Source organism: Rhodanobacter lindaniclasticus (genome assembly GCF_004799035.1).
GTDB lineage: Bacteria > Pseudomonadota > Gammaproteobacteria > Xanthomonadales > Rhodanobacteraceae > Rhodanobacter > Rhodanobacter lindaniclasticus.
The window spans coordinates 202,816-213,915 of sequence record NZ_MWIO01000030.1; the positions used below are offsets into that span (position 1 = coordinate 202,816).

The window sequence follows — 11,100 nt, forward strand, 5'->3', positions numbered from 1 at the left end:
AGGGCGGAGCGATGTGGTATTTCTCGTGGATACTCGGGCTGGGCCTGGCCTGCGCCTTCGCGATCCTCAACGCGATGTGGTATGAGGTGCACGCCACCGACGAGGCGAACCGCCGGCGCAAGGATGCCGAACTGCCGGACGCGTGAACCTGGGGATGCCCTGAACGGGCCAGGACGCCCCTAGCGCCCGGCCAGCAGCGCCTCGATCGCCTCGGCCTCTTTCGGCATCGCGGCGGAGAGCACCTCGTTACCCTCGCGGGTCACCGCCACGTCGTCCTCGATGCGGATGCCGATACCCCGCCAGCGCTCGGCCACCGAGCGGTCGTCCGGCGCCACGTACAGGCCCGGTTCCACCGTCAGCACCATGCCCGGTTCGAGCAGGCGCGATTCGCCGTCGATGCGGTAGTCGCCCACGTCGTGCACGTCCAGCCCCAGCCAGTGGCCGGTCTTGGCGGCGAAGAAACGTCGGTAGCTGCCGCTGGCGACCGCCGCGTCGGCATCGCCGTCGAGAAGGCCCAACGCACACAGGCCTTCGCTCAGCACCCGCACCGCCGCTCCATGCGAGGCATCGAACGGCAGGCCGGGCCGCACCTGGTCGATTGCCGCCAGCTGCGCGGCCAGCACCACCTCGTACAACGCACGCTGTTCGCGGCTGTAGCGACCGTTGGGTGGAAACGTGCGGCTGATGTCCGAAGCGTAGCAATCAAGCTCCGCACCGGCGTCGATCAGCAGCAGCTCGCCATCGCGCAGCGGCGCGCGGTTGCCCTGGTAGTGCATCACGCAGGCGTTGGCGCCGCCGGCCACGGTAGGCGCGAAGGCGGGCACCGCGCCGTGGCGGCGGATCGTGCCCAGCAGTTCGGCTTCCACTTCGTACTCGTGTCGGCCCGGCCGCGCCAGCCGTAGCGCGGCCAGTTGCGCCTCCACCGCGATCGCCGCCGAGGCGCGCATCAGTTTCAGTTCGGCGCGCGACTTGAACAGGCGCAGGTCGTGCAGCAGGTGGCCCAGCGCGACGAACTCCTTCGGCACCACGCCGCCGCCGCGCAGCTGGCGCAGGCGGCGCATCCAGCCCAGCAGCTGCGCGTCGAACGCGGGCTCATGGCCGAAGTGGCAGTACACCCGCGCGCGGCCCTCGATCATGCCGGGCAGGATGTCGTCGATGTCGTCGATCGGGAACGCATCGTCCATGCCCCAGGCCGCCACCGCCTGCTCGGTACCGACGCTGGGGCCATGCCAGCGCTCGTGCTCCGGGTCGCGCTCGCGACAGAACAGCACCGCCTCGCCATGCGCGCGGCCGGGCAGCAGCGCGAGCACGGCATCGGGCTCGGGGAAGCCGGCGAGGTAGTGAAAATCCGAATTCTGCCGGTACGGCCAGGCCGCATCGGCGTTGCGCATGCGCTCGGGCGCGGCGGCCACCAGCAGCACCGCGTCGGGGCCGGCCATCTTCATCAGTTGGCGACGCCGGCGGGCAAACTCCTCGGGCGCAATCGCCAGCCCCGCCAGGTTGATCGCCGGCGTACTCAATGCAAGGTGTTCCCGCCACCGTCGCGCGCGCCGCACTCGGCGAACAGCAGCATCGCCGCCATGCGCACGAACTCGTGCACCTCGATCAGCGCGTCTTCGTCCTCGCTCTCGTTGCCGAAATCGAACGAGGAGCCGGCGATCGTGCCGAGGTCGCGCAGCACCTCCTGCGCCTCACCCGACAGCGATGCCTGCACGGCGGCGCCGGCCAGGCCGAAGCCGCCGAGAAAGCCGCGGCACCACTCCACCACGGCGTCGGCGCGCTCGTGCAGCGGACGGTCGTCCGCCGGCAGCAGCGGCTCGAAGCCCAGCTCGGCGTCGGCCAGCGCCGCCTGGCTCTGCCGCGCCAGCGCGTCAAGTTCGGCACGATCCGCCACGGTGGGTTCGGTCGCCTCGCCATCCAGCTCCAGCACGCCGAGCAGCGCATCGCCGCCCACCGCGCCGCCGCCGGCCAGATAGCCGGTCAGCGAGCCATGCAATTCGCTGGCGCTGGTGCCCAGGCGCAGCCGCACGACCAGTGCCTGCAGCTCATCGTGGTCCATCTCGTCGGTATCGGTCACGGCGCTTGTCCTGCGGCAAATGAGCCCAGTTTAATGCAGCCGCGGCACGCTGCCGGCAGCGTGCGCCACGAGGCGGAAATCCGCCGGCGTCCTGCTATAGTTTCGGGCATGAGCACGCCAGACCATGTTGACCCTGTCCAGCAAGAGTTGGCCGCCCTGGGCCAGCAGATGGATCGTCTGCTCGATACCGTGCGCCGGCTCAGCGAGGAGAACCGCAGCCTGCGCCAGAGCCAGGAGCAACTCTCCGGCGAACGCGCCGGCCTGCTGGCACGCAACGAGCAGGCACGCAGCCGCGTCGAGGCGATGATCCAGCGGCTGAAATCGCTCGAGAGCAACGGTTGACCGAACCCATGTCCAGTACTGAACCGGTCGCGCTGCGACTCATCGACCGCGAATTCCTGATCGCCTGCGCGCCGGAAGAACGCGAAGGCCTGCTGGAAGCAGCCGGCTACCTCGACCGCAAGATGCGCGAGCTGCGCGCCCACGCCAAGGCGCCGGGTTTCGAACGCCTGGCAGTGCTCGCGGCGATCAGCGTGGCGCACGAGTTCATCATCCTGCGCAAGCAGCACGAGGGGCAGAACCAGCGCCTCAGCGACGGACTGGCCAGCCTGCGCGACAAGCTCAGCGCGGCGCTCGAAGGCGACCCGGCCAAGTCCTGAACGGCGTGCGCGGCGCCGCGCCGAACGGTGGACATTTCCGGGCAAGCGCCTAGAATTGACCTCGGCGTTTTCTGCGGTGTTCGCCAGCACACTCTTACATTTGCCTTGTTCCTAAATACGGCCCCGGGTCGGCTCTACATCGGCTGTTGTGCATGTCCGCCGCGTGCGGAAAGCCTCGAGGCCATGTTGCCCTCCCACCTGATCCATCGTGGATCAAGGTCGTTTGGTGGGCAGCGGCATTGCGGTTTACGCCACTTGATTCCCGCCCTGTTCGTCACCCGGATTGCCCGGATGACGAACAGGGCGCACCCATGACGGAGCCGAGCGACACGTGGACGCCCCCGCCCAACGCCGCGAGCTTCGCCAACGCCTGGCCGAACAGCGCCGCGCACTGCCCCCCACCGAACGCATCACGGCCGCGCAGGGCCTGCGCCGCAGCCTGGAACAACTGCCCGAGTACTTCACCGACCATCGTGTGGCCGGCTACTGGGCCAGTCATGGCGAGCTGCCGCTGAACCTGGTGATCCCGCCGCTGGCCGCGCGCGGCCAGCAGTTCCTGTTGCCGGTGACCGGCCTGGGCCGACAGTTGCGCTTCGCCCCCTGGACGCCGGGCGACGCGGTGGAGGCCAACCGCTACGGCATCCCCGAACCGGCGCAGCCGGGCGAGCTGCTCGAACCGTTCCAGCTCGACCTGGTGCTGGTGCCGCTGCTCGGCTTCGACCGCCGCGGCAACCGGCTCGGTCACGGCGGCGGCTACTACGACCGCAGCTTCGCCTTCCTCAACGAACAGGTGCGCCCCACCGAACCGCTGCTGGTCGGCATCGCCTATGCGTTCCAGGAACTGCCCGAGGTCGACGAGCAGGACTGGGACGTGCCGCTGGATTTCATCGCCACCGAACGCGAACTGATCGACTGCAGCCGCACCGGTCCCGACCATCCCGACACGCCGGAGCACGCCGCATGAACCACTGGCTGATGAAGTCCGAACCGGACGCCTTCTCGATCGACGATCTCAGGCGCAAGAAGCGCGAAGCCTGGGACGGCGTGCGCAACTACCAGGCGCGCAACTTCATGCGCGACGGCATGCGCCCCGGCGACCAGGTGTTCTTCTACCACTCCAACTGCGCCGTGCCCGGCATCGTCGGCATCGCGGAAGTCGCCACCGACGCCTACCCCGACCCCAGCCAGTTCGACCCGAAAAGCAAGTACTTCGACCCCGGCAGCTCGCGCGACAATCCGCGCTGGATGCTGGTCGACGTGAAGTTCGTGAAGAAGCTCAAGCGCACGATCAGCCTGGACGAGCTGAAGAGCGATCCCGCGCTGGACGGCATGGCCCTGCTGCGCAAGGGCAACCGGCTGTCGGTGATGCCGGTGGAGGCGGCGCACTGGCGGCACATCCTCACGCTGGAGTGATGGCCTTCGATTGCCGCTGACCCTCGCGGCGGAGCAAACCTCCCAAGCGATTTCGCACGCCTTTGGTACGGCAGGGCCAACGACTCGGCCGCGGCAGTTCCATGCCTCGAGCGCACCGACAAACCTGTGGGCGGATTCCGACACGACGGCGCGACGCGACGGAACGCCAAAAGCGTGCAACCGTCGTTGCCGGCACGCGCGCGTGCCCCATAGACTCGCCGGATGACGCCCCGACAGCTGGTTGCCGCCTCGTTCCTCGCCATGGCCCTGACGACAGGATGTTCTCCCATGTCCCACGGTGACCCCGACCACCCCGACAGGAATCCCCACCCCGTCCAGCGCTACGAAATCATCGCCATCGCGGAAGCCCCGGGGCCGTGGGATTCGGTGAAGGGGTACCTGACCTACGAGGTCGTCAATCCCGCATGCACGCCCGAAAACAAGTTCCTGGGGGTGCACATCATGCCGCGGGAGGTTGGGCTGCACATCGGTATGACCCGCGTCGATGAGAAGACCTGGAAGGGATATTTCTACCGGGATTACCTGCAGGACGAGGACTATTACGGCTTGGGGACGTGCCACTGGGATCCCACCAGCGTGGGGGGCGTATTCGTCGTGCACGGCATGAGCTTCGGTTCTGGCGACACACTGGACGGTCTACTGCAAAAGGGCTCGGAAACGGAGTACTTCAAGAAAAGTGAGTTTCTGGATCGCTCTTCCAAGATTGGAGGGTACGGAACGATACTCGACCCAGCCGTTATCCGAAACACCGAGGCGTTCTTTCCAATCACGGTCGCGATCAGGGAAGCGGTGCAATGAGTCCGACCGCTCAGGAGTTAGCGGCCGCCGCCAGCGATTCGTATAAGAATCGACTTCAAAGCGACGTAGATGGCAAGGGCATGCTTGTCCATTTCGGTGGACGGAAATACAGAGTTTTCGCCTACAGGGCGGACCCCGCGACTGGCTTCCATGCCACGGCCTACATAGGGGCGGCTGAGCCGTTCAACATCATCATCGCCTACCGCGGCACCGACCCGGACATCAAGCACCACACGCGCACCACGATCCAGGATGCCGCCACCGATTTCACCATGGTGAAGGACCAGGTCAACCCGCAGGAAGCCGCAGCACGCGCGTTTACCGGGGAAGTGCTGGACAAGGCGCAGGCCTTGGGCATTTCGCGTGATCACGTCACCGTTGCCGGCCACTCCCTCGGCGGCGCGCTGGCCCAGATCGAAGCGTTCCGGTTCGGCCTGCGCGGGATGACGTTCAACGCCTATGGCGCAGCGGACCTGGGTTACGGCGTCCCCGCGGGTGGCGACTCGATGACCAACTACGTGATGGCGGGCGACGTGGTCAGCGCGGCCAGCCAGCATTATGGCCGCACGATCACGCTGGCCTCCGAAGAGGACATCACCAGCCTGCGTGCCGGGCGTTACCTGGACGCTGCGCCGGGAGCGCCGCCTCCCAATCCGCTGCTGGCGATGCGCCTGGGCGACCACGGCAACGCCAACTTCCTGCCCACGCCGGACCACGCCGACCCGCTGAGCGCCGGCGACCTGGCCCAGGCCGAGGCACGTTACGCCTCGCACCGGGAAGCCTTCGATCGCTTCCGCGGCGACGTCGCCACCGATCGCGCCGCGCTCGCCGCGGCGCTCGCACCAGGGATGAAAGCCACTTGGGCCAACCTGCTACCGCGCGTGCAGGACCAACTGGCTGAATATCACGCGCACCTGGTCGATGCGCCGATCCATGCGACGGTGGAACACAACCGTGCAGTCGCCGGCATCGAGGAGGGATTGGCCTAGTATCACGACGCCATGCTGGCCGGCGGCCCGCAGGCACAACAGGCCGCCGCGCAGGTGGCGGACCGCCTGCATGCCGCCGGGCAAACCATGCAGCGGCAAGCCGATGAACTCGCGCGCGACGCGACGGCATTCATGCCGGTGGCGCCGCTGGCCGTCGGGGGCGCGGCCATGGGCGCGGAAATCGTCGGCCACGTCGCCCACACCACGGCCGACGGCTACGCGGGAGCGAGCCAGTTGGCCGGAACCGCCGCCCGCGCCGGCAGCGAGTTTGTCGCCGGTCAGTTCGAGACGGCGCGGCACGCCGTGGAGACGGGCGCGCAGCTCACCGCCCGGGCGGCCACGCAGGTGGTGCACACCCAGGAGTCTGCGCTCGCACGTGCCACCGACCACGTCCTCGATGTGTATGGAGACCTCAGCCACACCGTCGATACCACCCGGCAAATCGTGACGCGCGGCATCGAGGCGGCCGAACACGCGGCCGGCCGGCTCCACGACGTCCTGCGGCATCCGGAGCGCGCGCTGAACCCCGAAGCTCACAACGACACCCCGGCGCAGCACAATGCCAACGTCTTGCGCCATCTCGGCGACCCGGCTCACCCGCAGCACGCGCTTCACGCCACGCTGGCGGACACCATGCCGTCCTGCACCTCGGCGGCAAGGCTGGCGCAGGCTACGGCTGCCTGCCATGCGCACGGCATCACGGCAGACAACCTGCAGCGCATCCACATCGACGGAAAAGCCATGAGCTTCGCCTCGTCGTCGCGCCCGTGGGAGATGGCACAGGCAGACCTGACCCAGCCGCCGCCGACCATGCAGCAATCCCTGCAACAGATGCAGGCCGTCGATCAGCAGCGCGCTTGCCAGGCGGCACCGTTCCAACCGCAGCCGGCGCAAACGAACCCGCACGAAATGATGCAGGGCGCATCAGTGCATTAGAGACCACGTCGGACGGTCCGTGGCGCATGCGTGGACGCCGTTTGAGAGACCATCGGCTTGCCCGGACCGCGCCAGAAATGGCGGCACGCGCACAAATCGACGATCATGGCGACCTTTCCGGATCAGGTGGTGCCATGAGCAACGCAAACGAGAAGAAGCAGGCCGGCGAAGCCGCGATCCGCTACGTCGAGGATGGCGCCATCGTCGGCGTGGGCACCGGCTCCACCGTGGCGTACTTCATCGACGCGCTGGCCGATCTGAAGGACCGCATCCAGGGCGCCGTATCCAGCTCCGAGCAATCCACCGCGCAATTGAAGAAGCTCGGCATTCCGGTGCTCGACCTCAACGCGACCGGACCGCTGACCATCTACATCGACGGCGCCGACGAATGCGACGGGCACAAGCGGCTGATCAAGGGCGGCGGCGCGGCGCTCACGCGCGAGAAGATCGTCGCCGCGGCCAGCGAGAAATTCGTCTGCATCATCGACTCCAGCAAGCGGGTCGAGCTGCTCGGCAGATTCCCGGTGCCGATCGAGGTGATCCCGATGGCTCGCAGCCTGATCGGCCGCGAGATCGTCAAGCTGGGCGGCAACCCGGTGTGGCGCGACGGCGTGGTCACCGACAACGGCAACTGGATCATCGACGTGCACGGCTGGCAGATCACCGACCCGGTGGGTCTGGAGGAAAAGCTGAACCAGTTGCCCGGCATCGTCACCGTCGGCCTGTTCGCACGCCGCCCGGCCGACGTGGTGCTGATCGGCGACCGCGAGATGTAGATCGGGGCGACACCCCACTGCGCGCCGCTATTGGCGGCGGGCAGTGCCCGCCCTACGCGGCGGGGCTTGGCTTGTGTGACTTGCCGAGCTTGATGTGGCGCCCGGCATGGCGCGCCTCGCGCAGGCGCTTGCCGTGCGCGGCCAGGATGTCGCCTCGAGTGAGGATGCCGACCATCTTGTGCGGGTCGTCCTTGCTCACCACCACCACCCGGCCCACGCTCTCGGCCACCATGTGGTCGGCCGCTTCGCGCAGCGAGTGGTTCTCGTTGACGGCGATCGGCGGACGCGTGATCAGCTCGCCCAGGGTCAGCGTGTAATGCCACTGCGGGTCGAGCAGGCTGCGCCGGGTCAGCACGCCCTGCACGCGACCACGTTCATCGACCACCGGAAAGCCCTGGTGCTGCGAATGCGGCTCGCCATCGTTGAGCCAGCGGCGTACTTCGGCCAGCGCCTGCGTGGTGCGCAGTGTGGCCACCTCGCGCGAGCACGCCGTGCCCACGCTGACCTGCTCCAGGTAGTCGGCGGCGTATTCCGATGGCACGCGCACGCCGCGGCGGGCGATCTTCTCGGTCATGATGGTGTTGCGCATGATCAGCGCCGAGATCAGGTAGGCCGCCGTGCAGCCGCCCAGCAGCGGCAGCAGCGCCGCCGGCTGGCGGGTGGTCTCGAAGGCGAACACCACGGCGGTGAGCAGCGCACGCGAGGAACCGGCGAAGATCGCCGCCATGCCCACCAGCGCCGCGATGCGCAGGTCGATGTGGAAACCCGGCGCCGCGTAATTTAAGCCGATGGCCAGCGCCGCGCCGAGCGAACCGCCGATCATGAACAGCGGCGCCAGCGTGCCGCCGGAGGTGCCGCTGCCCAGCGAGATCACCCAGGAGATGAACTTCAGCGCGCCGAAACCGAGCAGCACGGTGAGGCCGAAATGCCCCTGCACCAGCGCGTCGATGTTGTCGTAACCCACGCCCAGCGTGCGCGGGTCGATCCAGCCCACCAGGCCGGCCACCAGCGCGCCGATCAACGGCCACCACATCCAGTGGATCGGCAGTTTCTCGAACAGGTCCTCGACGCCGTACACCGCGCGGGTCACCCAGATCGACGCGTAGCCGACCACGCCGCCGATCAGCACGAAACCGGCCAGCGCCAGGCTGCCGGGTTCGGGCACGTCGGGCATCGGGAATACCGGCGCCGCGCCGTAGCTGGCGTAGCGCACGCCCACCGCGGTCACCGTGGCCAGCGCCACCGGGATCAGCGAACGCGGGCGCAGCTCGAACAGCAGGAGCTCCACCGCCAGCACCAGCGAGGCCACCGGCGCGCCGAACACCGCCGCCATGCCCGCCGCCGCGCCGGCGGCCAGCAGCACCTTGCGTTCGTTGGCGGTGACGCGCAGCAACTGACCGATCAGCGAACCCAGCGCACCACCGGTGGAGATGATCGGGCCTTCGGCGCCGAACGGGCCGCCGGTGCCGATGGCGAAGGCGGAGGATACCGGCTTGAGCCAGGTCATCCGCGCCGGGATGTTCGATTCGTTGGTGAGGATCTGCTCCATCGCCTCGGGGATACCGTGGCCCTGGATCGCGCGCGAGCCCCAGCGCGCCATGATGCCGGCGGCCAGGCCGCCGATGGCCGGCATCAGGATCACCCAGGCGCCGATGGACGTGCCGGCCGGCGACAGCACGAACGAGCCCGGCCTCGCGTCCGGCCCGATCACGTCGGAGATGCGGCCGTAGTAGCACAAGTCGGTGATGAGGTTGATCAGCAGCATCAACAACTGCGCCACGTAGGCCGAGGCCACGCCCAGGATCACCGCCAGCACGCTGATCAGCAGGATGCGGTGGGTGACCAGGGTGGACTTGCGCGGCATCCGCGCCGCATCCAGCGACAGTCCCAGGGCGGGGGCGATCGGCAGTGCGTCGGTGCTGCCGACCGTGCGCACGTCGGCGTGCCCGACAGGATCGTCAGTAGCTGGCGTCATCGAGGTTTCACCGCGTGGAAAGCGGAAATTTTACGCTGCTGCAGTGCAGAAAAAAAGGGTAAGGCCGCGCCAGATCACGTAATTTTCTGCGAATTTGCACCCGCAAGGTGGCTTCGCGGAAAAGGTCCGATACGCCGACCGGCGCGCGATCCGCCACCGACGCGGCAAGCCAATCGCGCACACGAAAAAGCCCGCCTGGCGGCGGGCCTTTCGATGGATTTGGCAGCCCCGGATGGATTCGAACCACCGAATGCCTGAGTCAGAGTCAGGTGCCTTACCGCTTGGCGACGGGGCTGTAAAGCTCAGTTTAGCGCTTGGAGAACTGGGTCGCACGACGGGCCTTGTGCAGGCCGATCTTCTTGCGCTCGACCTCGCGGGCATCGCGGGTCACGAAACCGGCCTTGCGCAGCGGCGACTTCAGGCTTTCGTCGTACTCGACCAGCGCGCGGGCAATGCCCAGGCGGATCGCGCCGGCCTGCCCGGTGATGCCGCCACCGGCGACCGTCACCTTGATGTCGAACTTGCCGGTGCTCTCGGTCAGTTCCAGCGGCTGGCGCACGATCATGCAGGAGGTCTCGCGGCCGAAGAACTGCTCGAGCGACTTGCCGTTGACTTCGATGGCGCCGCTGCCCTTGCGCAGGAACACGCGGGCGGCGGAGGTCTTGCGGCGGCCAGTGCCGTAATTCTGCTGGGTCGTCATGCTCATTTCCTTAGATCTCCAGCGCCTGCGGCTGCTGTGCGGTATGCGGATGTTCGGCGCCGCCGTACACCTTGAGCTTGCGGTACATCTCGCGGCCCAGCGGGTTCTTCGGCAGCATGCCCTTGACGGCGATCTCGATCACGCGCTCCGGGTGGGTCGCCAGCAGGTCCTTCAGGCTCATGGTCTTCAGGTTGCCGACGTAGCCGGTGAAGCGGTGGTACATCTTGTCGTCCAGCTTGGCGCCGGTGACATGCACCTTCTGGGCATTGACCACGACGATATAATCGCCGGTGTCGCAATGCGGGGTGTATTCCGGCTTGTGCTTGCCGCGCAGACGACGGGCGATCTCGGTCGACAGGCGACCGAGCGTCTTGTCCGTGGCATCGACCACGAACCAGTCGCGCTTGACGTTGTCGGCATTGGCGCTGAACGTTTTCATTTCAAATACCTGTCGACCGCCGGGAGGCGGTACCCATGATGGGAAGCATGCTTCGGTGGAACAAAGGCGCAAGATGATAGCGGAGCTGTCATCCAGGGCGCAAGCCCACCGGCCGGCGAGCTGTGAGTCGGCAATGATAGCATGAACGCCGGCGGGCTTGAGAAGTCCCGCCCCTGCCCGCCGCCTGGAAGACCATGAGCATCCGTCACCTGAGCCGCCTCGATCGCCTGCTGATGGCTGGTGAACACGCCCTGGAAGCGATCGCGGGCACCCCGCCCGCCACACGCCCCTCGCCCGCCGCCGGCATCGCCGAGTCG

At 67.7% G+C, this 11,100-nt stretch carries 14 protein-coding genes, 1 tRNA gene and 1 other RNA gene; 10 read left to right on the plus strand and 6 right to left on the minus strand.

The window, feature by feature from the left end:
- Window positions 1-11: 11 nt before the first annotated feature.
- Window positions 12-146, plus strand: a complete 135-nt coding sequence (gene cydX, locus B1991_RS11600; RefSeq protein ID WP_136258837.1) for a cytochrome bd-I oxidase subunit CydX — start codon at window positions 12-14, stop codon at window positions 144-146.
- Between the two features lie 33 nt (window positions 147-179).
- Here cydX and B1991_RS11605 read toward each other — a convergent pair whose 3' ends face one another.
- A complete protein-coding gene (locus B1991_RS11605; RefSeq protein WP_281280542.1) occupies window positions 180-1,520 on the minus strand; it encodes an aminopeptidase P N-terminal domain-containing protein in 1,341 nt (446 codons plus the stop codon).
- Window positions 1,517-2,077, minus strand: a complete 561-nt coding sequence (locus tag B1991_RS11610; protein WP_246031146.1) for a UPF0149 family protein — start codon at window positions 2,075-2,077, stop codon at window positions 1,517-1,519. The genes B1991_RS11605 and B1991_RS11610 overlap by 4 nt, the downstream gene beginning before the upstream one ends.
- A 108-nt stretch (window positions 2,078-2,185) precedes the next feature.
- Here B1991_RS11610 and B1991_RS11615 point away from each other — a divergent pair, with 108 nt between their 5' ends.
- From B1991_RS11615 to rpiA, 9 genes are all read left to right on the plus strand, one after another.
- A complete protein-coding gene (locus tag B1991_RS11615) occupies window positions 2,186-2,419 on the plus strand; it encodes a TIGR02449 family protein (protein WP_136258838.1) in 234 nt (77 codons plus the stop codon).
- An 8-nt stretch (window positions 2,420-2,427) separates the two neighbouring features.
- Window positions 2,428-2,736 carry a cell division protein ZapA gene (locus tag B1991_RS11620; protein ID WP_136258839.1) on the plus strand — a complete coding sequence of 103 codons (309 nt, stop codon included), beginning with the start codon at window positions 2,428-2,430 and terminating at the stop codon, window positions 2,734-2,736.
- A gap of 65 nt (window positions 2,737-2,801) precedes the next feature.
- Window positions 2,802-2,988: non-coding RNA, 6S RNA (gene ssrS, locus B1991_RS11625), on the plus strand.
- 79 nt (window positions 2,989-3,067) lie between these two features.
- Window positions 3,068-3,700, plus strand: a complete 633-nt coding sequence (locus B1991_RS11630) for a 5-formyltetrahydrofolate cyclo-ligase (RefSeq protein ID WP_136258840.1) — start codon at window positions 3,068-3,070, stop codon at window positions 3,698-3,700.
- Window positions 3,697-4,149, plus strand: a complete 453-nt coding sequence (locus B1991_RS11635) for an EVE domain-containing protein (protein WP_136258841.1) — start codon at window positions 3,697-3,699, stop codon at window positions 4,147-4,149. The genes B1991_RS11630 and B1991_RS11635 overlap by 4 nt, the downstream gene beginning before the upstream one ends.
- Before the next feature lie 288 nt (window positions 4,150-4,437).
- Entirely contained in the window at window positions 4,438-4,968 is a 531-nt protein-coding gene (locus tag B1991_RS11640; RefSeq protein ID WP_136258842.1) for a hypothetical protein, read from the plus strand.
- An 80-nt stretch (window positions 4,969-5,048) separates the two neighbouring features.
- Window positions 5,049-5,957: a Tle-like phospholipase domain-containing protein gene (locus tag B1991_RS18860; protein WP_246031147.1), complete on the plus strand. Its 909-nt coding sequence runs from the start codon at window positions 5,049-5,051 to the stop codon at window positions 5,955-5,957.
- A 12-nt stretch (window positions 5,958-5,969) separates the two neighbouring features.
- On the plus strand, window positions 5,970-6,893 hold the full coding sequence (locus B1991_RS11650; protein WP_136258844.1) for a hypothetical protein: 924 nt from the start codon (window positions 5,970-5,972) through the stop codon (window positions 6,891-6,893).
- A 134-nt stretch (window positions 6,894-7,027) separates the two neighbouring features.
- Complete coding sequence (gene rpiA / locus B1991_RS11655; protein ID WP_136258845.1) at window positions 7,028-7,669, plus strand: ribose-5-phosphate isomerase RpiA; 642 nt, start codon at window positions 7,028-7,030, stop codon at window positions 7,667-7,669.
- 52 nt (window positions 7,670-7,721) lie between these two features.
- Here rpiA and B1991_RS11660 read toward each other — a convergent pair whose 3' ends face one another.
- From B1991_RS11660 to rplM, 4 genes are all read right to left on the minus strand, one after another.
- Window positions 7,722-9,644: a chloride channel protein gene (locus B1991_RS11660; protein ID WP_136258846.1), complete on the minus strand. Its 1,923-nt coding sequence runs from the start codon at window positions 9,642-9,644 to the stop codon at window positions 7,722-7,724.
- 220 nt (window positions 9,645-9,864) lie between these two features.
- Window positions 9,865-9,939, minus strand: a tRNA-Gln gene (locus tag B1991_RS11665).
- 12 nt (window positions 9,940-9,951) lie between these two features.
- Window positions 9,952-10,344 carry a 30S ribosomal protein S9 gene (gene rpsI / locus B1991_RS11670; protein ID WP_136258847.1) on the minus strand — a complete coding sequence of 131 codons (393 nt, stop codon included), beginning with the start codon at window positions 10,342-10,344 and terminating at the stop codon, window positions 9,952-9,954.
- A gap of 10 nt (window positions 10,345-10,354) precedes the next feature.
- Window positions 10,355-10,783 carry a 50S ribosomal protein L13 gene (rplM, locus tag B1991_RS11675; RefSeq protein ID WP_136258848.1) on the minus strand — a complete coding sequence of 143 codons (429 nt, stop codon included), beginning with the start codon at window positions 10,781-10,783 and terminating at the stop codon, window positions 10,355-10,357.
- Between the last annotated feature and the right edge of the window lie 317 nt (window positions 10,784-11,100).

What these genes read in the sequence shown, in the direction of transcription:
- B1991_RS11640 (WP_136258842.1), top strand. Translation starts at nt 4,438, where the DNA reads ATGTCCCACGGTGACCCCGACCACCCCGACAGGAATCCCCACCCCGTC.
- rpiA (WP_136258845.1), top strand. Translation starts at nt 7,028, where the DNA reads ATGAGCAACGCAAACGAGAAGAAGCAGGCCGGCGAAGCCGCGATCCGC.
- rplM (WP_136258848.1), bottom strand. Translation starts at nt 10,783, where the DNA reads ATGAAAACGTTCAGCGCCAATGCCGACAACGTCAAGCGCGACTGGTTC.
- cydX (WP_136258837.1), top strand. Translation starts at nt 12, where the DNA reads ATGTGGTATTTCTCGTGGATACTCGGGCTGGGCCTGGCCTGCGCCTTC.
- B1991_RS11635 (WP_136258841.1), top strand. Translation starts at nt 3,697, where the DNA reads ATGAACCACTGGCTGATGAAGTCCGAACCGGACGCCTTCTCGATCGAC.
- rpsI (WP_136258847.1), bottom strand. Translation starts at nt 10,344, where the DNA reads ATGACGACCCAGCAGAATTACGGCACTGGCCGCCGCAAGACCTCCGCC.
- B1991_RS18860 (WP_246031147.1), top strand. Translation starts at nt 5,049, where the DNA reads ATGCTTGTCCATTTCGGTGGACGGAAATACAGAGTTTTCGCCTACAGG.
- B1991_RS11650 (WP_136258844.1), top strand. Translation starts at nt 5,970, where the DNA reads ATGCTGGCCGGCGGCCCGCAGGCACAACAGGCCGCCGCGCAGGTGGCG.
- B1991_RS11660 (WP_136258846.1), bottom strand. Translation starts at nt 9,644, where the DNA reads ATGACGCCAGCTACTGACGATCCTGTCGGGCACGCCGACGTGCGCACG.
- B1991_RS11620 (WP_136258839.1), top strand. Translation starts at nt 2,428, where the DNA reads ATGTCCAGTACTGAACCGGTCGCGCTGCGACTCATCGACCGCGAATTC.
- B1991_RS11615 (WP_136258838.1), top strand. Translation starts at nt 2,186, where the DNA reads ATGAGCACGCCAGACCATGTTGACCCTGTCCAGCAAGAGTTGGCCGCC.